The sequence below is a fragment of the Sphingobacterium kitahiroshimense genome (assembly GCF_025961315.1).
In the GTDB taxonomy this organism is placed as follows: domain Bacteria; phylum Bacteroidota; class Bacteroidia; order Sphingobacteriales; family Sphingobacteriaceae; genus Sphingobacterium; species Sphingobacterium anhuiense.
Genome location: NZ_JAOQNK010000001.1, coordinates 3906843 through 3931115, shown reverse-complemented (window position 1 = coordinate 3931115; position 24273 = coordinate 3906843). Strand labels below are relative to the sequence as shown.

19 protein-coding genes are annotated in these 24273 nt (G+C 36.3%); 11 read left to right on the top strand and 8 right to left on the bottom strand.

All coding sequences use genetic code 11. The features are described from left to right. Position 1 precedes the first annotated feature (1 nt). The 3 genes from M2265_RS17415 to M2265_RS17405 form a co-directional block, all read right to left on the bottom strand. On the bottom strand, positions 2-3052 hold the full coding sequence (locus M2265_RS17415) for a SusC/RagA family TonB-linked outer membrane protein (RefSeq protein WP_243655405.1): 3051 nt from the start codon (positions 3050-3052) through the stop codon (positions 2-4). 765 nt (positions 3053-3817) lie between these two features. After that, positions 3818-4876 (bottom strand): histidine kinase, encoded by a 1059-nt coding sequence (locus M2265_RS17410; protein WP_132769722.1) that lies wholly within the window; start codon positions 4874-4876, stop codon positions 3818-3820. Positions 4877-4891: 15 nt separating this feature from the next. Continuing rightward, the gene (locus tag M2265_RS17405; RefSeq protein WP_132769723.1) at positions 4892-5659 is read right to left on the bottom strand and encodes a LytR/AlgR family response regulator transcription factor; all 768 of its coding nucleotides are present in this window, start codon (positions 5657-5659) and stop codon (positions 4892-4894) included. 159 nt (positions 5660-5818) lie between these two features. On the opposite strand from M2265_RS17405, the gene M2265_RS17400 reads away from it, so the two are divergent. From M2265_RS17400 to M2265_RS17385, 4 genes are all read left to right on the top strand, one after another. After that, positions 5819-6019: a hypothetical protein gene (locus M2265_RS17400; protein ID WP_132769724.1), complete on the top strand. Its 201-nt coding sequence runs from the start codon at positions 5819-5821 to the stop codon at positions 6017-6019. Between the two features lie 26 nt (positions 6020-6045). Then, the gene (locus M2265_RS17395) at positions 6046-6618 is read left to right on the top strand and encodes a hypothetical protein (RefSeq protein ID WP_132769725.1); all 573 of its coding nucleotides are present in this window, start codon (positions 6046-6048) and stop codon (positions 6616-6618) included. Positions 6619-6682: 64 nt separating this feature from the next. Beyond that, on the top strand, positions 6683-7495 hold the full coding sequence (locus tag M2265_RS17390; RefSeq protein WP_132769726.1) for a hypothetical protein: 813 nt from the start codon (positions 6683-6685) through the stop codon (positions 7493-7495). An 87-nt stretch (positions 7496-7582) separates the two neighbouring features. After that, entirely contained in the window at positions 7583-8575 is a 993-nt protein-coding gene (locus tag M2265_RS17385) for an AraC family transcriptional regulator (RefSeq protein WP_132769727.1), read from the top strand. A 66-nt stretch (positions 8576-8641) separates the two neighbouring features. Here the strand turns inward: M2265_RS17385 and M2265_RS17380 are convergent, their stop codons facing one another. Then, complete coding sequence (locus M2265_RS17380) at positions 8642-8911, bottom strand: hypothetical protein (protein WP_132769728.1); 270 nt, start codon at positions 8909-8911, stop codon at positions 8642-8644. Between the two features lie 536 nt (positions 8912-9447). Here M2265_RS17380 and M2265_RS17375 point away from each other — a divergent pair. After that, on the top strand, positions 9448-10056 hold the full coding sequence (locus M2265_RS17375; protein ID WP_132769730.1) for a MauE/DoxX family redox-associated membrane protein: 609 nt from the start codon (positions 9448-9450) through the stop codon (positions 10054-10056). Positions 10057-10176: 120 nt separating this feature from the next. Further along, complete coding sequence (locus M2265_RS17370; protein ID WP_021188425.1) at positions 10177-10557, top strand: hypothetical protein; 381 nt, start codon at positions 10177-10179, stop codon at positions 10555-10557. A 111-nt stretch (positions 10558-10668) separates the two neighbouring features. On the opposite strand, the gene M2265_RS17365 is transcribed toward M2265_RS17370, so the two are convergent. The 4 genes from M2265_RS17365 to M2265_RS17350 form a co-directional block, all read right to left on the bottom strand. Then, positions 10669-12015, bottom strand: coding sequence for a RagB/SusD family nutrient uptake outer membrane protein (locus M2265_RS17365; RefSeq protein WP_132769731.1), 1347 nt, complete (start codon positions 12013-12015; stop codon positions 10669-10671). 3 nt (positions 12016-12018) lie between these two features. Beyond that, positions 12019-15237, bottom strand: a complete 3219-nt coding sequence (locus M2265_RS17360; protein ID WP_132769733.1) for a SusC/RagA family TonB-linked outer membrane protein — start codon at positions 15235-15237, stop codon at positions 12019-12021. Further along, positions 15206-16630, bottom strand: coding sequence for a TlpA family protein disulfide reductase (locus M2265_RS17355; RefSeq protein ID WP_165905878.1), 1425 nt, complete (start codon positions 16628-16630; stop codon positions 15206-15208). The genes M2265_RS17360 and M2265_RS17355 overlap by 32 nt, the downstream gene beginning before the upstream one ends. 112 nt (positions 16631-16742) lie before the next feature. Next, positions 16743-17483: a hypothetical protein gene (locus tag M2265_RS17350; protein WP_132769737.1), complete on the bottom strand. Its 741-nt coding sequence runs from the start codon at positions 17481-17483 to the stop codon at positions 16743-16745. A 790-nt stretch (positions 17484-18273) separates the two neighbouring features. On the opposite strand from M2265_RS17350, the gene M2265_RS17345 reads away from it, so the two are divergent. The 5 genes from M2265_RS17345 (at position 18274) to M2265_RS17325 (ending at position 22994) form a co-directional block, all read left to right on the top strand. Next, positions 18274-18828, top strand: a complete 555-nt coding sequence (locus M2265_RS17345) for a hypothetical protein (RefSeq protein WP_132769739.1) — start codon at positions 18274-18276, stop codon at positions 18826-18828. Positions 18829-19974: 1146 nt separating this feature from the next. After that, positions 19975-20385 carry a protein-export chaperone SecB gene (locus tag M2265_RS17340; protein ID WP_132769741.1) on the top strand — a complete coding sequence of 137 codons (411 nt, stop codon included), beginning with the start codon at positions 19975-19977 and terminating at the stop codon, positions 20383-20385. Positions 20386-20396: 11 nt separating this feature from the next. Continuing rightward, positions 20397-20963 (top strand): hypothetical protein, encoded by a 567-nt coding sequence (locus M2265_RS17335; RefSeq protein WP_021188418.1) that lies wholly within the window; start codon positions 20397-20399, stop codon positions 20961-20963. Positions 20964-21213: 250 nt separating this feature from the next. Beyond that, positions 21214-21864, top strand: a complete 651-nt coding sequence (locus M2265_RS17330; protein WP_132769743.1) for an HIRAN domain-containing protein — start codon at positions 21214-21216, stop codon at positions 21862-21864. Between the two features lie 449 nt (positions 21865-22313). Beyond that, on the top strand, positions 22314-22994 hold the full coding sequence (locus M2265_RS17325) for a hypothetical protein (protein ID WP_132769745.1): 681 nt from the start codon (positions 22314-22316) through the stop codon (positions 22992-22994). The last annotated feature ends 1279 nt before the right edge of the window (positions 22995-24273 follow it).

Below are 24273 nucleotides of genomic sequence, written 5' to 3'. Positions count from 1 at the left end.
CTTAAAAACTAAAATTTAAACCAAACAAAAACGACCTTGTATTCGGGTAAGGACCTCTACTATCAATACCTAAACTTTGTCCATTAACTTCATTCCCTAATCCCGCATCCAAAACAAAATCAGGATCATTGCCCGAATATCCGGTTATGGTCGCCAGATTCTGAACGGTCAAGTAAGCGCGTAAGTTATTTATCCAGCTTTCATTCTTTAATTTAAACCGGTACCCCACTGTTACTTCATCGATTTTCAGATGACTTCCACTTTCCAGATAATAATCAGAATACATGTACGTGTCGTCTATATCTTTATATTTAGTGAAGGCATCACGCAACAGGTTTCCTGACCATACCTTATTCCCATACGAGAGTGCTGTCGTATTCAATATGTCATAATCAAATTTTCCCCGCATAAAAATGCGCAGATCAAAATTTTTGTACGAGAAGTTATTTGTCCAGGAAACATAATATTTGGGTACAGCATTTCCTAATACCGCCAAGTCAGAAGAATTTAAATCATCTCTTGAATTATTGATCTCATCGTTTCTTACAGCCTCACCATCTCGATTATAGAACAACCATTTTCCGTCGTCGTCAAAGCCTGCAAATCGTTTTCCAAAAAATTGGCCAACACGCTGCCCCTCGTAAGTCGTAAAAGCATCACCCAAAGCTCCAGCACCACCAATAGATCCGAATGTTTTATATTTCACGGTAAACACATCATTGGAATAAGAATCCAATACATTTTTCAATGTACTTGCCGTAAAATCCATGTTCCATTTAAAATTATCGTGATCAATGGCGCGATAGCTCAATGCCAATTCAATCCCTTTTGAGGAAAGCGTACCTACATTTGAATATATATTATTTCTAATATATGGCGGCTGCGGGGTGGTATAAGTATCTAAAAGATCGACTGTTTTTCGTTGAAATACATCAATAGACCCTGAAAGTTTATTGTTAAACATCGTAAAGTCAACTCCGATATTCGTCTCTTTTTTTGTTTCCCATCTTAGATTCGGGTTTGGGTTGCGATCGGGTCCATAAGTTTCCCGATAGGTTTCATCCGGGAACAAATATTTTCCGCCACCGCCCAAAGTCAGCCGAGATGCGTTATTGGCAAAACCCGTATTTCCGGTTTCACCATATCCGGCGCGCAATTTCAAGTTATTGATAAAATCGACATCCTTCATAAAATCTTCATTGCTGATGTTCCACCCAACAGAGACTGCAGGAAAGCTTCCCCATTTGTTATTCGCCCCGAATTTGGATGATCCTTCACGTCTGAGAATAAACTGAGCCATGTATTTATCTGAGAAAGTATAGTTTATCCTTCCAAAAAAAGCGATCAGCGTATTGTCATTCTTATAGCTGTCCATATTGGCACGACCATCCCTGAGTGCCTGTCCCTCCGACAGATTATCCTCATGAAAATTATCGTTTATAAAACCCCTATTATCAGCACTTTGCCCCTCCTCCTTTTCATAGCGATAACTATACCCCGCCAAAGCAGTCAATCCATGCTTATCTGCAATTTTTGTATTATACTGTAATGTGGGTTCAAAAGCATACCGCTCATTCAGCAAATTGGATTTGGAAGCATATCCACCACCGGGATAATCTTGATCTTCTAATGACGCCTCACTGTCTAAAGCACGATAGGCGCCGTCGATATAAGAATTACGTTGCACCGAACCAAAAACACTGGCCTTTAGTCCCTCCATAATATCAAGATCTGCTTTTCCATCCAACGACGACGTTTGTTGTTTCCGATAGCTCGTTTCGGTAAACAATCGTGCAAATTCGTTTGTACTTGTCCGGTCATAACGATAAGATCCATCGTCATTAAAATTTGAAAGTGTCGGGTTTTTGGTAACTTCACTCTCCCATCCTCCACCGCCCAGCAAGTTCGCATTATTGGTATTGGTAGCCATATTGAGCAAAACGTTCAATCGATCGTTAAATCCCTTTTGATTTATACTGGTCCTAACTGTATATTCCTTTCTTGAATTTTCTTTTGCAATACCTTCCAGATTTCGAAAATTGACACTACCACGATAGGTCGTTGACTCATTTCCACCGGACATGGACAGATTATGATTTTGTGAAAAGTTATCCTTGTTGATTAAATCATCAAAAAAATCTGTTGAATGTCCGAAATCCGGTTGTTTTATCTCTCCCGATGCGATCTTGTCCCTAAACTCTTGGGGAGTTAAAAAATCAGGCCTATTATAGACATACTCTTTTCGGAGATAATTGGAATAATTAAATTTAGCCTTGCCAGGCTTTCCTCTTTTTGTCGTAATAAGTATGACGCCTGCATTTGCACTTGTTCCATAAATTGCGGCACCAGAACCGTCTTTTAAGACATCGACAGATTCAATATCATCCTGTTGCAGCAGATCGGGATTACCCCCCGGTATTCCATCAATAACAAATAAAGGACTCGCACTACCCGTAACAGAAATCGCACCCCGCAGCTGGGTCGCTACTCCAGAATTTGGATTGGATCCACTCCTGGAAACTTGTAGACCAGCTACCTTACCCTGTATCAAATCCAGAGGATTTCTTGCCCCGCTTTGGCGAAATTGATCAGCGCTGACGTGTGCGACGGATGATGTTACTTCTTTCAATTTTTGCGTACCATAACCGACAACAACCACTTCATCCAATTGACTTTGATCTGCTTCCATTCGGATGGAAACATTGGAACCTGTAACAGTAACTTCTTTCGTTTTAAAGCCGATGGAAGTCGCAACCAGCACCTCTCCAGACTTAGCCTCCAAGGAGAAATTACCCGATGCGTCTGACTGGGTACTTTTTGAAGTCCCCTTTACAGCAATTGTAACTCCTACAACTGGCTTACCGGCACTATCAATTACTTTACCTTGAAGCTGCTGTTGGTTTGTAATTGATTCCTTAAATAAACTGTTCTCAAAAACAGTTTTAGAATTAGCCTGGGCTTGCTTGATGGTAGAAGCCAGGACAATAAGCGAGAAAAACAGCTTGGATTTTCCTTTCAAATGCGCCATTGTTTTTAAATCTACTTTGGTCATATATCTAGTTATTGAGTTAATAAAACGATTTAGCAAATTGACACAATCGTTCTGTTTATAATTAATATTTTAAAAGTATTACATTGGTATGGAGGTGCGTTTTGAATGAATATAATCTCAGATTAACCGCCCCAATTTACAGATTCACGAAAATAAAAAAGACGAAAAAAATGACATTTTAATTTAGCAAAATCGTTTTTATGTTTAAAACATAAATTACTCGAAATCAAATTGGTTTGCTATGCTACTTTAGTGTATTTTTAGTTTAGTGTGTAATTCTTACTTGAAAGTACGTAATAAAATGCAAGAGTCAAAAAAAAATCATATCACTAGGATAATATCAGAAAAGCATAATTAAAAGAAAAGACCCATTATTACAGTTATCATAATCAATAGTGCTTAACTGTAGGATCTGTTTTCCATGTATGTTTTGATATTTTATCAATAAGTGTATGTAACAAGATACCTAATTCATGGTCTATTGAGTAAAGACCATCAGCGCACAGGTAGGGCAATTTCTTAGACCTAGAAAGCAAAAAAAGTTCAAAGGTCCTCCAAGCCCCTAAAAACAATGGAAATATCCCAACGGGATGGTAAAGGTTTATAATTACCTTTAAGATAATAATTAAAAACCAACTAAATTTTGAAGAAGTGATGAGTAACACAGTGAGGAGTAAAGAAGTAATGGACAAGTCTATCTTCTCTAATTACTAAATACGAACAATTTTAATACTATCGTCTAACCAACTACTATTATGGTAGTAGTTAATGATTACTGGCTACATCCATATCAAACGCTATACGCACCCTGTAGATCTTGGCAGATATCTCTATTCCCATAAAACCCAACTCTGGGTCCAATAGCTTTAGAAGATCTTTAGTACGCTGCTGAGAGGTACCTGTACCCGTTGAAACCCTGCGCATTTGAGAAAGGCTGTTCGCTACTTCCAGCATAACAAAAGATTCGTCTTTCAATCCGATCGTAATGCAAACAGGAAAATCCTGATTATCTAAATCACCATATTGAAAAGCATTTTCAACCAGATTGATCAAGAGCATGGGCGGTACCAAAATGGAAGAAGCAAAAGCCACATCGCCCCTTATCTGCAGAGATATAGGTTTCCCTTTTCGCAGTTCATAAATCTGACGGATCACTTCCACCTGATCCAGTTCATCTTGACAAGCGATCAGTTTTTTACCATGATGCATCATATAAAACCTAAAAATCCGATTACACCTTTCCATTGCATTTATGGCAGCCTGAGGATCACGGCGGACCAATGGCTGGATGATGGTCAACGTATTATTGAGAAAATGTGGCGAAAGCTCTTGCTGTAGCAACTGCACTTTCAATAATGAATACGCTTTCAGTAGCAGATCATACAGCATCGTCGATTCTTGCAGCAACTTCCAGTCACCGTATCCAACCTTCCAGATATACATACATAGCCCAACGATGGAGGGCAAGAGGAAAATCACAAATACATGCCAAAAATTTTGGATATCCCATTCACCTTCAGACCATTCTAACCCACCCCATAACCAGCTCCCGCCTAATACAAGAATAAGAATCAACGCATAGAGCACTACAAAACCGATAGCCAATAAGACGATATGAGGTCGGCAAAGTTTATATACGAATGGTAAAAGAATATAGCGTGAACTAAAATATAGCGAAAAATACGTGAGGCATAAAAAAACAAAATCCAACGTACCATTGAAATAATCGGGCACTACCAAAAAATAGTAGATCGCTAAAAATATAATGGAAAAACCCGCAAGTAAGACTTCCGCAATAAGATATGTTCGTCGCTGTCTATGCATGCCCTAATTAACAGCTTAATAATTAGGGTCATGCTTTGCAAAAAAGGCATCTATGTCCTTCCTTCCCAGATTATAGACAACGAGGATCTCATTACCAACAGTCAGTTTCTCGTTTTCATAATGCTTCACATAGTCCATATTGACAATCTCAGATTGATTGATACAGATCAGATTTTCTAAAAACCAATATTTTTCTTTAAAATCCTTAACGGTACTCGCCGTTCTTGCTATTTTAACCAGTAGACCCTTTTCATTTTGACCATAGGCATACAGATAATTACCCGATTTCTGTAAGTACCTCACATCATCGATCATGATCTTGATGAAGCTACGCACCCGCTTTCCCATTTCCTGCTGATTATTTTCCGGCAATTGATCCATCATGAGATAGTCCAATTTAGGTTTACCCGCATTTCGCATCATACGACGATATTTATCCACCAATGCCAGGAGCAGATCATCTGCGATCGGTTTTACCAAAAAGGCATCCACCAAATGCTTCCATGCATCCGATGTATATTTTTGATGTCCGGTGCAGCAGACAAAATAAAAGCAGTACGACTTTAATAGCGTTGCTGCCTCTAAACCCGTGACATCAGGCATTTCGATATCGCAGAAAATGAAATCTAACAAGCGGTTTTGTGTTCTTAAAAACTTATGCGCCTGTGATACACTATCAAACGAACCAGTGATTTCAAATAATCCTGTTTCAATCAATTTATCTTCAATAGCGCAACGTGCCAAATACTCATCATCAATAATAATAACGCGGTGTAGACTCATAAAACAAGTAATATAACTGGAAAAATAATTATTAATTCGTAATGTAATAAAAAATATTTAAACAACGAAAAATAGTATAACATAGTATATAAATAGTTACTATTTAATTGATAGATGAAATTAGGGATATTGGTCTCCGACAAATCAATATTCTTGAAGATGAAATACAACAAAAACCTGAGGATCATGGCAGCCACTGCTTTAGTGATCAGTATAGTTCAATTGACAATAAAAGAAAAGACACCTGCGAAAGCCGAGCCTATCGTAACTGTAGCACTATCGACATTGGACGAGCCGATAAAAGACGGACTCAAAACCAAAATTTTCACCATCGCTGATAAACCTAAAGACATTAAGTAAATCAATAAGATTTTCATCAAAACCCTATGAAACAACGTTGGACCCGAAGGTTACTGTATGGTTTATGTGCTATCCATTTCAGTATCGTTATTGACACCAATTTTGGGCATCTGTATAAGCACCTTCCAAAGTCAGAAAGATTCGCACATCTGCATCCCCTATTTGGTAAATTGATAAATACGGACTTTTTAGGCCTTTACGCATCCTATACAGGTATTCACGGCGGATATACTTTTTACAGCCCATCTGTAGGCAATAGCTACCAGATACATTTCCATTGCCAGTCCAATAAGGTCAATAGTTATTATAATTCGCCCGGTATCCGTACTGAAGCCGGGCGGATTCGGTATCAAAGTTTTCTCGATATGAGTACCATATTTTTAGAAAAAGACCAAGAAGAAGCGAAAGAAAGTGTCCGCCTTGCCGTACAGCTAGTTACGGAAGAACTTATAAGACAATACCCCTCAGATAGCATTGTGAGTACGCTAATAACCAATCTCACGCCAACTTTAGAAGCACTTCGATCAGATCATCATCAAAAAACCGTTTACGTTTCGCTTTATCAGTATGCAAGCACAAGCAGTACAACGCACCTCTAATGGTTCGGTTCTATGGGGCATGTACCTGTTGCCTAAAGGGATCGGACTACTATTGAGCCTCGAGATGATACAGCTATGGCCAGATTTGGAATTGCTCTATTCGCATCATCTCTTATCAGCCAGCCATATCCAGCAATATCAATTACCCTGGTCTATGTTCATCATCAACACCGATCTGATCTATGTATTTGCAGCATTATACATCCTAAGTGGATTATTCATGTGTTTTCATTCGTACACATTTCTTCCTACACTCAGCCTTTTCATCTTACATTACAGCTTTTTTGTCGGCAATAGTGAGTGGAGCTACGGGGTCGATTATCTAGCGCAGACAGGTTTATTTTTCAGCCTAATGTTTGGAAGCCGACCAAAATGTCTACAAAAAAGTCTAGGGTTGAAAAACCTCGGCACCACATTTTTCCGTCTACAGCTCACCTTTGTTTATTTCTTTGCAGGACTCGGTAAAGCCTTTGGGGAAACCTGGTGGAATGGCGAAGCGTTCTGGAAAGCGATCCAACAGCCTATTGGTGCCAGCTACTTTTCGGTCCCCTTATCTGCATATCGCTACGAATATCTTTGGGTGCTTTTAGGCATCATCACCATACTGCTGGAACTCTGCTATCCACTGGTATACATAAAAAAAACATTTCGACCACTCATTATCAATGGTATCATCCTGATGCATATCGCCATAGCCCTGAGTATGGGTTTGCTCCATTTTGCCTTATTGATGATCTGGTACAACCTCTGTGCCTGGGACCATCCCTTATTGAATATCGCCAAGCCAAATATAAAACCTCTTGAACGCTCCAAGCCAAAGCTGCAGGTGCCCATCGCGACAGAGACAATCAATACAACGAAAGGAGGTACGAAGTAATCTAACTCTCTAACCTACTAATCCTCTAACTTTTTAACTCTTTAACCATCTAACTTTTACCTATCTAACCTACTAACAACCAAATCAATGATCAAAACCTATCAATTTCTCATACCTCAAGGTGCACAGTTCAGTGGACCAATGCACAACTTCCTACCACAACGGCCCGATGCTACTACAGTTAAACACCAAACCGAAAGTCTCCAGCTTGTGGACATGTATTTGGACTATCATTCAGTACTCCTTTACCGCATTGAAGCATATGCTGAAGCAGACTGTATCTTGCCACTTAAAACAGAAAAATCAGATTTTCATCTGCTTTATGCTTTCAAATCCCCAAGTCAAATTATTATCGAAAACAACAAGAGCGAAGATCATATTCAGCTACCAGGTGGACATGGCACGTACGCCTATGTACCAAAAGGAAAATTTTCCGTCCACCTTCAGTACGGTCATTATCTTGTCTATGGTTTATTAATTGATGTAGGTTTTATTCGGGCTAACATCTTTCCCTCACATAGCTTTCTCTATGAATTTAGAACCGCACGATTACGGGATAAAAAGAAATTATTCCAGACCCCGATCTGGCCTATCAAAGAAAAAACGAGTTATCAGATCCAGCGATTAGAAGAGATTTTTTTTCATTACCATTCCGGTCATGAAGCCGAGATAATCAAAATGCTCTATATCCTATTTGACATTGCTAAGTTCAAACAATTTACGAGTTATGAATGGCTTGATCCAAATGAAGATCTTGCTAAACGTGTACGAGGCGCTATACAAGACCTCGTTAGTCAAGAATTTAGCAATCTATCACTAAGTGGATTATCTGAAAAATTCAGTATCGGGCACAAACGGCTCATTGCTGTACACAAACAGTATTTTGGCCTGACTTTGCAACAGTACCTGCACGAACTTATTATTATAAAAGCGAAAGAAAAGTTAGCCCTGTACACTGTAGGTGAAACAGCCACTTATTGTGGCTATAGCGAGGTGATCAGTTTTTCCGATTTTTTCTTTAAGAAGGTGGGTATGCGACCGAGCGCTTATCAGCAACAAATATTGGCACAAAAAAAATAATGTATTCAAAAGAGCCAATTACGGTCAATAATTGGCTCTCCTGCATCTTTTAAAAGTGAGCTACCACTAAACGGGTACACTTTTAAAGTTAAAAGGTATTCCTGCCAAACCTCTACCGCTCAGCCTTAAACTTAATAAGCTGATATCGGGTACTTTTTCTTTTATCTCATCAAATATAACAATGAAACCATAATTGATATCCTTAACAGCATGCGCAACATACAACGTTCCTGTCGGTTCATTTAGTGGACCAGCGTTATAGCTTTTGTATAGATTACCCTTTGGATCGACAAGGTCCTGATCTGAAAACTGGATCACCTGATCGCCATCTCCCAAATATTTTACTACGGAAAGTCCAACCCTGTCTAACTACTCAATACTAACAATCTAACTACTATGAACTAACCGCTAACCTTCTAACAACTTATCAGTAACGAAGTGACAAGTAAACAAGTGACGGTCATTTCTAACCAAATAACCTTTTCACCTCCTAGCTCCTCTAACTTTGTAACCCTCTAATCAACTAACCTTCACTGAAAAAACTCCGAAATCAGAATATGTCAATCGCCGAAATGGAATTTTTCAGTACGCACTACCTTTGAATAAAGATGCAAACAAAAACAAAGTAGTAATGAAAATTCTAATCAAACGATATAACCCATACATAATTGTAGCCATTGCACTGATATATTTGGTTACTTCAACGGTTAGTATCAAACGATTCTCACAAGAGGTATTAAAAAATCAAGCTCACGATATGCGGGAAGCAGTTGTGGATTTACTGAAACCGCCACAGTGGTATTATATAGAAAATAATACCGCGCCAAATCACAAACAAGGAATCTGTTAAGCGAAAATAAGATTAAGGAAACATGAACAACAAGGTAAAAAATATCATCAGTACGAGCATCAGTATTTTACTGATCATCTTCTGGTTGTTTGTCGGTTTGGAGAAAGCATGGAGCTGGCAGAACTTCCGGATTTCCCTGCAACAGCAACCACTGCCCGACTGGTCTATTGATATCTTGTTCTGGCTGGTACCACTGATAGAAATCTTCACCGGTATCCTACTGGCTTTTCGAGGCAATAAACTGCAACGGTTAGGTTATTGCGGTTCTATCCTACTCCTCTCTGCCTTTACTGTCTTTATAGGTCTTGGTGTAGCTGGAGTTTATGAAAAGCGACCATGTACCTGTTCGTCAATATTTAATGAAATGTCCTGGGAGTGGCATCTGGTTGTGAATATATTATTATTGAGCATATCTATATTGGGACTATGGCTACTTCGTCCTGCTTTATTATCCCCAGGTGATAGCGAGGGGTACAGCAAAAGCGTGCGGTTGTTTCTCATGTATCTAGTCCTGATCTCAATTGGTACAGTACAAAGCAAACCATTAGGGGTTAAAACAAATGCATTTGTGATGGCTCAGAAAATGAACACCTTCCCCAGTAGTCCGGTGTATCAATTTAAAGTATTTTGACACCAATTAAAACCGCCAAAATCATATAACGACAGAGGCAACAATTATGAATTACAATTTTTAAACATAACTTTTTTTTACAGTGTTTTTTTTCCACCACGTGAAATAAAAACCTGACCCATGAACTTAAAAAACATATTCAAAAAATATGCGCTGGCTATGGTAGCTGTCGCAACGATAACAACATTTTCTGCTTTTAAAGTAAGCGGTGTAAATACAGGAAAACTATTTAGTCCCACTTTATACTTTCATGGAGATCCTACGATTGCATCAGAAGTGGAAGATGAATCTCTTTGGACCACAACTCCAAATGGAGAGAATTGTAATAACACACAAGAAGCAGCTTGTTCGCTAGAAGTAGATGCCTCAGACTTAAATGGCAATACTTTAGATGCTATGAAAGTTCAAATTAAAGCTAATAAAGTTGGAAGCGGTTTCATTCCAAGTGAAGAGCCTAGTTCAAATGCTACGCAATTTAATCCTATTAATAGAACATTATAGGGAATAAAGGTCTCCCCTGTTTATCAATAATTGATTGCCACAGTAAAATGGTAGATTACAAATTGATAAACGATAGACGGCTCGTCAAATTGAGCCGTCTATTATTACTTCTTATCTTGGGTTTTGCTCAACACCAGCCAACCGAATAATATCCTCTGGCAAAGGTATAGCGAAACGATTATCATTTGGTTTTAGTTCCACCTTACCATCCGCACCTTCTCTGATCAAACTGATCATCCTTCCCTCTAGGTTGAGTCTTTTAATATCCATCCATCTCAACCCTCTAAATAATAGTTCCTTTCTCCTTTCGAGCAAAATTAAATCCAGTAAATTCGAGATATTAGTTTCAGAAAGGGGCATAAAACTAGTTGATTTATAACGTTTGCTCAAAAGTAAATTAATGTCCGCTAACGCTTCAGCTATCTTCCCTTCTCTAGCCAAACACTCAGCCCTGACCAAATACATTTCATCAGTCGCGATACCGCCAAACAAATTATTAGAACCCGTATATTGCCCTTTAAAATTTATGATCGAATTCGTCATTTTAAAAAATACAACTTTCCTTAAATCGTTAACATCGTATGTACGATACAAAAGCGTATCCACACTTGAATAAGCAGCTGTTAACGTTGATGATCCGAGTTGCATATAAAAGGTCGTCTCCTTATTGAATATGGTGAAAGGATAATTAGCTGAAGGTTTTACTAAAGTCGCGTCGTTATAATCCATTAATTCATTCTTACTTTCCAAATAAGCATTGGCATAGACTAAAGCCTCCTTATATTCCCTCATGGAGAGATAAGTTCGTGCAAGTAAACCATAAGCTGCTACTTTACTTGGACGCATCATGTGACTTGCTTCGGATGGAAGTAAATCTACTGCAGACTTTAAGTCAGTGAGAATACGTGCATAGCATTGGTCAACTGACGAACGGGTAGATTTAACATTAAAATCGGAGGATTCGCGCAATACAATTCCGAGATCCGACTTTGCTGTTTGCGCATCAAAACTTTTTGAGTAATTCCACAATAAACTAAGATAAGCCGCAGATCGGAATAATAAAGCCGAACCTTTTACCCTATCCCAGTTTATTGCATTCTCTTTAATTCGCTGAATTTTATCTAACTTTTCTAAAACCAAATTGGCATTATAAACAGCAGTGTACATCGTTGACCAATCATTCGGGAAACCATATTTTGACTCCTGCCATAGATACTGCTCTTTTTGTTCTGTGGGTAGCGTTTTTAAATTTTCAATCGGGATAAACGCATTATCAGATGAACTTTCACCACTGCCACAATAATTTAAATTCATATTCTTGGAATAATCCAACAGTCCTTGTAAATCTTCCAAACTATTTGGCACCACCAATCTATTATTTGACTGTACATCTAAATACTTATTGCAGGATTGCAATATAAATTGGCATAATAATAGCATTAAAACAACCTTTTTCATATTTTAATAATTTAATTGTACTCCCAAAGAAAACACTTTAGGAGGGGTCAAACGATAGGCAAACTCCGGGTCAATCTTTTGCTTGTTACTTCTCCACAAAATTCCGAGGTTAGACAGATTTCCGTAAAATTTAATACTTGAACTGGTTCCTTTTAAGCTTAAAGGTCTTTGCCAAGAGATATTAATATACTCCAGCCGGACATGATCACCCTTCAATACATGAATTTCAGATTGCGTATAAAATGAATCTCCCGAGGACACTAATGGATAATGCATTTTTGGTGTATTCGTATTACTTTCATCCCCTTCTTTTTGCCATCTACTTTCAAAATCAGGATATGCATTTCCACTTTGAAACAAGGTAAAATAGGATGTAGCAGGTTTTAAGAAATAATAGTCGCCTTTGAAACTCATATTAAATCCAAAAGAAAACGCTCTCCAGGAGAAGTTATTAATCAAGTTGCCAAAAAACTGTGGTTTTGCAGACCCATAAAAATTAATGCTTCCATCACTTGTTGATTCTTCAATAGAGGCAGCCCTTATCTTAGAATAATCAGTACTTTTTTCTCCATTTATATATCCCTGTGCCAAACCTTGCTCATTCAATCCCGCCCATCGATATGCAGCAACGGCATTAAGCGGTTTTCCAACTAAGGGCGTTATTTTATTTCCATTTCCTACATAGCCAGCACCACTCTGATTTTGAGGCTGATAATATGCAGTAGTCTTATTTGAATTTGTACTAAGATTCAATCGCGTATCCCATTTTACAACTGCGAGCGTGTTTTTTGAACTGATACTAAAGTCCACCCCTCGTCCCTCCATCGCTCCGACGTTCTTGATAATAGAACTATTTACACCCCATGCAGTATAGTCATATTCCATAGAACCATATAGATCTTTACCTTTTTTAAGGTAATAGTCTATCGAACCCATGATACGTCCTTTGAAGAGATTGTAATCCAAACCAACGTTAAATGTACCCACCTTCTCCCATCGTAGCGATGGATCGTTGAGTTTCGAAATATTCAAAACTTTAAATTTAGTGAAAGAATCCGTTAATATATTGGCAACAGGTTCTGGTGTCTTTGAAACATCGACATTGCCACTATACCCATATGTCGCTCTTAGTTTTAATTGATCTATCCATTTACTATTTAAGAATTTTTCCTTACCTAAATCCCAAAATGTGCCAATGGACCATAAAGGAGACCATTTGTCATTTGTTGTTGTTCCAAAGATATTCGCTCCATCTTGCCTGAAAGAGGCTGAAAGCGCATATTTATCTTTCCAAATATTTGACAAATTCACAAATGTAGAAACATAACGATTAATGGTTTTAGAAAAATCGGGAACTCCTACAATACTCTGATTCAGATCATCAGGACTTGTTCTGAAAAGCGTTACATAATCTATGGCTGCATAAGCCAACGGAATTTCATTATATCCATAAGCTGTAAAAGAATTACCTTTTACCATATTTTCTCTTATTTCAACTCCCGCAATTCCGACCAGATGATGCAAACCAAAACGTTTATCGAGATTTGCTTGTCCACGAACAGTATAAGATTGACCATCATTTTGTGAATTTTTCAATATTCCAGACTGAGGAACTGGATTAGTCACCCTACCATTAGCATCGATTTGCGTATATTTATTGATTATAGATCTTGCTTCATAACTATTTAGGGTACTAAGTACCTCCTGTCTCACAGACTGAATTTGATATTGACCAGATAAACTTAGTTTCAAAAATGGCTTCAATTGGTAAGCAAGTCCAAAAGTAGCAAACAGCTCAGTCAACTTTGAAACAGTGTTGCTATACTTATATTCCGATAATGGATAGTAAGACCAATCTAAATAGCCCGTATTATATTTTTGATCGAGATATAATTTTCTATAATTCTTCTCAAATGGAAGTTCCGCTCCCACTTCATCCAAAAATTGAAGATAAGGAACAGTTTTACCTGCATATGTCAAAGATGTATAATCAGGCTTACCATTTTTGTTATTTGTACTGGTATAATTTACCCCAAAATCAATCTGCAACTTATCCGCTGGCTTAAAGCTATTTGAAAACATTAAGTTCAATTTCCTGTTGCGCTCATCCAAGTGCGATTGATCTGTGGTATATCCAGTCGCAAATCCATAGGCATGCTTTTGTCCTCCTCCCGAAATATTCATACTGTATTGTTGGGCAAAAGGATTTTCGTAAAAAGCGTCCGCATAATTCTTAAGTCCATTTTGTTGTAAAAGCTTATTCGTGAGGTTACTCGAATCAAGAGATGTGATTAAAGCTTTTTTACGCTTATCTAGGATATCAATAACTGGAGTCATGGCTACATAACCAATACTGTTCAGATAGACATTATAATATCCCTTATCATACAACATCTTTTCAATATCAATAAAGTCTTTGTTTGACAGTTTATAAATCTGTGTCAGATCAGGTTTTTGCTTAAACAAAAAAGTACTATTAAAAGAAATTCTAGCACGTTGATGGTCTTGAAGACTTCCTTTTTTAGTAGTCAATACAATCACTCCATTACCAGCTCTCGCCCCCCATATAGCCGCAGCTGCTGCATCTTTCAATATCGATACCGATTCAATAGCATTTGGATCAATATTTGAAATATTTCCCTCATAAATAAAACCATCCAAAACAATCAAAGGATCCAGTTGACCATTAATGGTACTTAATCCCCTAATGGATACATTTAATTTTTGCAAAACAGGATTTTGTATAGGTTGATTATCAAATCGAATGGCTGGCACCATATTATTCAGTCTTCCCATAATATTTGTTCCGGTCTGTTGATTCAACATTTCTTGTGAAACCACATCAATAGCACCAGTTACTTCATTCGCTTTCAATGTTTGGTAGCCCGTATTAACATCGACCATATCTAGATAATTTTCAGATTGTATCATATTCAATACAGTATTACCCTCAAAGTATTGGACTGAAACTGTCATACTCGAATAACCAATACCAGATATCAATAGAGAGTCATTATTAACTAAACCCGTAAGTGTGAATCTCCCATTCTGATCCGTTTTACCAACCGATTTCCGTAATTTAGAACGAATGGTTATATCCGGAATCGACACTTTTGTGACCGCATCCTGTATTACGCCACGCACAACTATATTCTTTTCCACCTGAGCCTGGCCCAGATAGAAGCCTACACTAAAAAGCAGTGTGAAAAACAATACTTTCATAACTATTTGAACTCAAATAGATGTAAGGATATTCCTTATACGCTCTGACCTTAGTGAGAATAATACCCCTTTCTTTGAAAAAATCTAATTTTTCCTTTTCACTACGAAATACAAATCCAGCCGGAATTGTCATGTCGACCCGTGTCATTTCGGACCTATCGATGACAATAGGAACTTCAAAAGCATAAGATAGTCCTGATATGATATTGTATATGGGTATATTTTGAGAATAAGATTCATTATTCACAGAACTTGCTTTGGATATCATGATGTTACTTTTGGTTTTAATTTTATCGAATTCGGGTTTAAAGCTCACCGTGTAGAATTCAACAGTATCCTTTCTTCTCTCAACAGCAATCTTAAAATACTGCGTAAAATCCTTTGTGTATAATTTTCGGAAAGCCATCTTTGAAACCGAATCTCTAGAGAAAAACTCGTACCAATACCTACTCTCATCCTTATTATTGTTTATCAAATCCAGCTTAAATTCAATTCCCAATCCCGCTTCGTAAAAAGCACTTTGAGCATCGTACCCCTGCATCTCAAATGGAAACGCATAGTTGAGCAGAAAACTTAACGTCTGATTACCTATCCTCAGGTAAGTAGTTCCATTTCTATAAATAAAGTTTGGATAACTATCTAAAAAATGATCTCTCTGTTTAGCAAAAACAGAATATTGATAAGTATTTATCGTATCAAATAATGGACCTCCTCCTCCTCTTCCTTCATCTCCAACATTGATATAATAACCTGTATTCTTTATATTTCCGTTGGCACCTTGTATCCAACTCTCAATATTACGATCTGTTAAATTGTTTGCACCTGTGGTCGCCACAAATTCACCTTTAGAATTTATAACAGCTACGGTCGGCAATACATTATGCTTAAACAAGATTGTAAAAACAGTATCATCAGTTATCGTAGCTAATGAAGGCGTATAATTAAAATCCTTCTTATACTTTTGAAATCGCTTTGCGATACGTTCTGCTGTATCTCTATTTCGTTTACTATTGACCATAATGACTACCAGATTGTTCTTGAACCGCTCCTGGATCAATTCCAATTTTGGAATTCCTTCAATGCAACTTTTGCATCCAGTCGACCAGAAATCAAACACTATCACTTTGCCTTTATAGTCCGAGAGGTGAACCTTTTCCTTTTTTCCATTGAAATATTCTAATTCCATGGGCATTTCCCAAACGAAATCTGGAATAGATTCACCGCTCTTTAAAGCTTTAATCTCCTGCCCTATACCCACTTTTACCGACCCCATCACCAACAAAACAGCAACAAAAAATTTACCTACCAACAAATACCCTTCGCCCCCAGACCGCATCAACTTTTGGAGATAGCTCCAGAGCTTGCTTATATATTTTATATGTATTTTAATCATATTTTTAGACATAATGTGTCCATACTCCATTTCATACCGAGGGAGACTTGATTCTAAAGTCTTTTCTTAGCCCTCGGTAGAAAGGGGATTGATAAACACTGAAACTTTACTTTTAATTGTTCTCCACTAACATTGGATAAGTCTTCCCTACTTTAGCCCCCATTTTCGTTTTCATGATCATAGTTGGCTGTTTTTCCCAAATCAGCTCGATTGATTCACCTTTATCTGTCATAAAAGACATACTGTCTTTCACGACCGAAAGATTCTCGATATGTACTTCCAGTTGAAAGTGCTCGTTCAGGTCGTTCATTATCCGCTGACTATATTGCTCTCTTTCCGTATCGGCAGGTACAGTGAGCTCATAGTCGTAAAAATCATTACTGGCAGACACCTGGCGATAGTTATTGGTTCTTGGCGGTACCAACTTGGATTTATCTTCACCGTGCACGATAATGTGTTCCGTCGGAAAACTCAACGGCAATCCCAGTGCAAATAAGTAGCATTCATAAATAGCCATATTCACCAGTGATATCCGGAGCACATCCTTACGTTCATCACGAACCACCGCGCTGTAAGAGTCGTTCTCCTTATTAGAAGCAATCACATACGAATAGTAGCGATCTTTCGGGCGCTCGTCAGCTCTATCTTTAAGTCGGTTGCAGACTGGCTCTTTCTTCAATACCACGACTCGCTTTTTAAAAGCTCCTTCCGGTAAAAGGCTTATCATAACAGGTTTTTTGAGGATTGGAACACGTTTTTTAGACTGGTACGAAAACATTTCTTCCTCTGGGGATAGCGCATAGCTTTCCCATTTGCTATTTTTTAGCATTCGATTAAGTGTTACGTTAAGCATAGTTTAGCGGGCTGGACTCTAGAAATCCGCAACCCGTTTTAACAGCTTAACAGTTAAAAAATAAGATGGAAAAAATGCAATAATATGTCTTCAGTACGTATTATAATTTTTCTTCGTGATTGCATTTTATATAATTCGAATAAAAACCGACCCATACAAATATAGAATATCTATACTTTTAATAGCAGTATCATTGTTTAGCAATAAAATATTCGTTACTTTTAAAGTGGAAAATTTAAAGAAACAGAATATCGAAAGCTTATAGCATTAACCTGCTAATATAAATCGGTAAAACCAACAAGGGTATTTTGGTATTTAACAATGGCTATTCACCATTATTAGTACACCATTCATTGGTAGATACGCCCTTTTGGTTTTAAAGATTGACAAGCTATTCCGGTTGTCGGAGCTTGTTTTTTATCAACGCATTGATAGCGCTATGCCCTGCCCGATCCTGGATCGGCAGACGTAAAATTGGATTTCTGGACTCTTTTCTTTTCATCATTTATTCGGTTAATAAAACATTGGTTAATGAAAATAAGTCTCGTGTGGAAGAAATTGGAGGTTTACTTATAAAAAGGGAATAGCTCCTACTTTCCATCGCTAACTGGCACCAGCAAGGGCCTAACACGACTTCCAGTAGGAGCTACTCCCAAATAATGTACGAATATACAAAATTGGGACAATATGCTCCTAAAGGTCTCGCGTTAATAAAATTTGCTGGTTTCGTTAACGAGACTTTAATCAGACTAGCTGATTACAAATCAAATATAAGAACAATAAAATAAATATGCAACAAAATTCTCAGATTATTAAATCAAGGGAGATTCCGGAGTATAAAAAACAATATATTCGTATATTCAAGAATGAACTCCTTGATTTCCTCCGTAACAAGAAAGATAGTAAAGAAGAAATCTACAAAAATATAGATAACATAGAAAAGTTGTTAGCTGACAAAGTGTTCTTAATGGGAAAATGGTTTTATGACCTTTCTGTTGAACATAATTTTGACTTTAACAAATTCTGTAAAAAAGTTTTTGTTTCATCAAAAGCCAGTAAATTGAATCTTACAATTGAGTCTGATAATTTATTAAAAGCTCTCCTACATCCGTTCATTCATTCCCAATCTGATTTTTACACCTCAGCAGATATAGAGAAAACTAGGTTTAGTCGTTTATTAAAAGCAAATAAGTTAAATGAATTATATGCTGATGAAGTTTACGGAATTGCCATAGCGCTAGATGTAGATGCATTAACCATGTTTAAGTACTTCTTCAATCAAGAAAATCAATCAGTAAATGGATTAATCGCAGAAATATTAGAAAGCAGTTTTGCAAAAAAATAATATAGAGCTAAATAATGGATAATTTATTCTTATAAAGCTCTTGTTCTCTTAGTTTCAGAAGTTAATAAACCAAGCCAACTCTTCGAATAGTTCATGATGTTTTGATTTGTTTTCAATATACATCATGGATTGTCTTATGGACAATTCTACGGTGATGGCGAATGTCCAGTAATTGGGTTGTTACCGAAACCAACTGAGGGAAATATTTAAAACTAAGTTTAATGTATTTATGTGAGGTTTGCGCATTAGCAATAGCTTTCGGCATAGAGTCACATATACTCTTCGAATTGTTCATGATGAGTTGATTTACTTTCAATAAGCATCATGGATTGTCTTATGAATTCTACGGAAATGGTGAGCGTCCAGAACAATATATCTTTTCAAAGGGAAAAAGCGAAAATTTGCAGAAAGTCTAAAGGAACTCGATCCGGTTCATTTCAAAGAGTTCGTTCCTTTATTTGATAAACTGCAATATCTAATATCAGATAAGAGCAATTTAATTGTCTAAGTGTAACAATATTATATATTTTAAAAAAAGAAATAAAAAAAAATATGCAGTTATTTTGAGCTTTTTCTTCACCTAAGCGAGAATTATTCTATAAATGAACCGTGCCATTAATATGATGTTATTCGTTTCACATAGAGCTTTAATCCTATGAATTTTAAGCCTATAATCTACAACACCACCTACAACAACATTTCTACTACAAACTGTACCATCAGTAACACCATCAATTTGGAAATTAAACTTTTCGTGATTATGTTTGTTCTATACGTACAAATAAAACGTTCAAGTACCGCCAATAGTACACATTTGAAATACTGTATTAGAGTCCAATCCTTGAAATTTCTGAGGAACACTTTACATGTAGTATTGGTATGAAAATTGAAGAAATAATAATATTATGAAAGAGATGTTAGATAGTCTAAAAAATTTTCTCGCTACTAAAAGTAGAGAGGAAGTGATGGAAATTTGGTCTTCCGGCAACTATTTAGATAAAGGAGGGCTCAAAGTTACTGAGTTCTTATCAAGTAAAAGATGCAGTATAACTTTCACAAATGAAAAAAATAATTTTGAAAGCTTCAAGATTAACAATAACTTAGGTTCGAATTCATATTCGAACCTTTTTTATTTAAATCAATCCAATGCAATCAGCATCTTTCAAAATTTCGAACTACAAGTTCACTAAAACATTATTAGATTTTTCTTTTTATAAAGAAGGTGAAATCGATGTTTCTTTTGCTGTATCAGGCACTTTTATAAAATCAAGATCTATTTTTGAATTAAGGTTTGCAATAATCGCAAAAAGTGAAGGTATTACTGAAGCTTTTGTTTCAGTTGATTGCGAAAGTATTTTCGAGTTTACTAATGTTTCAAGCCTAGCGGAAGTCCCAGATTATTTCTACACAAATTGTATAGCAATTCTTTTTCCATACTTAAGGGCTTATGTAAGTACAATTACTGTGCAATCAAATATCCGTCCCATAATTCTTCCAACTTTGAATTTGTCAGATTTAAATGAGCCTTTAAAGCAACATACTAACGAGATAGATTAGAAATTTAGGTAATGGTAAAGGATATTTTCCACACATTAACTTTCAGAGGCAATAATGATGAAGTGTTAGCTCATGGTCCTTATATATGCGATCGTGATGACGCATGGCTATCTCCTGGATATTACTTTTGGGAAGAATCAATAAAGGCTGCACATTATTGGGGAACAAATAGATTAAAATCTGATTACATCATTTGCAAAGCAGAATGTTTAATTAACGATGATAATTGTTTGGATTTAGTTGGTAATGTTAAACATCGAGATGGTTTTAGTGATTTATTTAACGAGCTTAAAAATAATGGCTACGTTACCGAGGATACAACTGTAGGTCATGTAATAGATTTCCTACGTAAATCTGGTAATTTTTCATTTGCATCAAGTAGGATAGATAGTACAGATGCATTTAAATATTTTATTGAAGATCCTGATCAAACAAAAGTGCTAAAGTTCGATCAAAAGCTTACACACGTCAAATTAAATCTAAATCTAGTTGTCCAGATATGTATTTTTGATTTAGAAGGAGTACTTTTCAGCAGTTTCCAATTGGTGCACGATTCCACGGATGTCGATGTAGCGTAAGAAATGAAAGAAGAATTATATTTAAAGAACAGGATTGAAAGCGTTAAATAATAATGGCCTTAAAAATTATGTTTGATGATGAACAAGTAGTTTCGTATAGAAACGAACATTGATAGCAGAGTCAACAATTTATTGCAATATACATCATGGATTGTCTTATCGACAATTCTACTGTGATGGCGAGCGTCCAGTAATCGGCTGTTATTAAAATTGCTAACTTTGCGATACAAAAACATTATATCTATTATCAATGAGTGAGTTTTCAAAAATTTATCTTGCATGGCGTAAGGGGTCGGGATCCCGTAGGCATATTGTTGGTCTTTTGGAAAAAGACAACGATAATAATGTTACATTTCAATATTTACCTGAAGCCAAAACATTAAGAAAGACAGAAGGATTTATACCCTATTTCAAGTTTCAAGACTTAGACAAGGTATATGACGTCAATGTACTTTCTATTTTCTCCCATAGATTAATAAAAACGGATCGTCCTGATGTTCAAAATTTTTTAGACTTTTGGGAAGTTCCTGCTGATAAGGCAGATGACAAATTTTATTTACTTGGCAAAACTCAGGGCTTAACGGCAACTGACAACTTTGAATTTCTTGCAGAATACCATAATACAACAGATCTTCATTTTTTAACCGATATTTCAGGACTTTCTTATGCTCAGATTCCTCGAAACTTTGTAAAGAACGGAGACTTACTCCAATATGCGTTGGATAAAGATAATGAGCATGATAAAGAAGCTGTAATTGTAACATTCAACGGTACCAAGCTTGGATATATAAAAAGAATACATTGTCGAGTATTTCAAGAAGCTCCAAATTTATTATTGAGTGTAAAGGCTATTGAGCAAAATGGCGTAATCAGAAAAATATTCGTTAAAGTAACTAATTAGCATAACCACACGACTTCCAATAATTTTTTAATTCCATCGGCATTGATGGAATTAAAAATTAAATAAAAAGACAAACTACACTCATATTCCATACAGGAAGAAATAGCCCATAGGATACATCCCAACTAGCTCTTCCAATAATTAATAACGTGTAAGGTCTGTTTTATATCCACATCATATATTATCTGTGAACTTTAAGTTTTAACTCGCTAACCTAATAACCTCATAACATAAAAAATGTCGAGCGTCCAATTATTGGCTTGTTACCGAAACCAGCAGATGGAGATAAGAAATAATGGTGGGCATTGATAACTGAATTAATAAGACAATAAAAAAAGGGATCCTTACAGAATCCCTTTATATCTTATACTTGGTTACATTTCAGAAATGAAAGAGGCTTGACCAAGTCTTACAGTGCAAATATAGTAATTTTTAAACCAATTACCAAAATGAAAATAAATCTTAGACATAAATATCTTTCCCGATCAAGGTACAATAGGTATTTGTATGCCACCCATAATCATAAAGAAAAAGCAAAAAGACTGTATAATGCAAATATTAGATTGGCACAAGCATTTCATCCATTACTGACCCAATTTGAAGTAATCCTTCGTAATTCCTTAAGTAACATACTAGCGGCACATTTCATTGATCCAGATTGGATTATTAATCAAAAAAATGGATTCATGAGCAATCCCTCTCTTGGACAATCACGTTATTATCTAAAAGAATGCATTATAAAATCCGAACGTAAGTTCAACCGAAGAAATACAACCATTACTAATGGTAAGCTATTAGCAGACCAAACATTTGGTTTTTGGATAGCACTATTTCTACCACATCATTATTCCTTGTTGAACGGAAAACCAATACAAATTTTCCCTCATAAACCTACGAATGAAAACCGCGCTAGTATACATGCCAAATTAGAAAAAATCAAAGATTTTAGAAATAGAGTCAATCATTGTGAGCCAATATGTTTCAATGGACAACATATTGACTGTACAGAGGCTACAGATATCAAACAAATTCTTTATCATTTAATCAAATGGATAGATCCTGAATTAGTACCATTTTTTACAGCAATTGACAATATCAATAATAAGACAAATCAAATACACAATATTTAAAATAAAATTTTTAATTCAAAAAGAAATTCTTTAGAACAATATCGAACCCAAGCCAACCTTCGAATAGTTCATGATTTGTAGAATTTGTTTTTATCGGAATCATGGATTGCCGAAACGACAATTCTAGGGAGATGGTGATCGTCCAGTTATTAGCCTTTCACCGAAACCAACCGAAGGAAATGAAAGTGCGGAAGAAGGTCTATCATAAAAATCCATTCCTTTGAAAACTAAAACTTTTTAGTATATTTAGTTTATATTCGTATAACGGTTTACGTTAGATCTGTATATAAAATAGCATTAAGCTGTGTTTTTGTCAGAAAGCACCTTTCGAATAAAAAATCTATCGATAAAGATTTATCTACCAATAATAATTAGGGAAGGGACTTCGAAATTTTTGAAGTCCTTTTTTATTAAAACAGGTTTACTTAAATAACGACAACTCAAATTTCACAATCTTACTTTTGCACTCGGTCTAGAACAATATAAATTTCGAATAGTTCATGATAAGTTGATTTACTTTCAATAGGCATCATGGATTGTCTTATGGACAATTCTACGGTGATGGTGAGCGTCCAGTTATTGGCCTATTACCGAAACCAGCTGAGGGAAAGGAAAGTGAGGGATAAGTAAACCTATTCCTAAAAATCTTGAATTTGTACATAAAGAACAAATGAATCGCGATTAGCTATAGATAAAAAGTACTAAATAAAAAGAAATATGATCCGAATGATCTCTACTTGTTTTTTCGTCACTTTGCTATGTACCACATTTATAAAAGCACAAGAAAAAACACTTGCGGAAGCAAAAAGAGTGGTTTTTGAAGCTGTAGAAAGTCCCCTTCATCCCCCAAAAGGAATAAACAATTTCAAATCGCAATGGTCTACATAGGTTTGATAAGGCTCCGCAAAAATTGGTGTTAGGTAACGTTCAATTGTGACCTTAGTTCCTTCAACAGTATACAGACCCCAGATGTAAGCAATCTCTCTATCACTAACATCACTTTTCGCATAGCTTTCATCGATATGGTGAAACCCACTGTTAACTCTTGGGTCCCCCCCTAGAGCTATTTTATTTCTATTTTTTGAAAATTTAAATTATAAATCAAGGTTTTACTTCTTTGACTGATCTTTGGGATCAGGAGATTTAGCAATTAAAAAGAAGTGTCGGAATGGGATAAACCCCTGAAAACAACAGTTAATCATGGTGGTTGATTAACTGTTGTTGTAATGTTTAGTTTGAATGAGACTTAGTGTCTTTTTCTTTTTTTATGTATAAAATA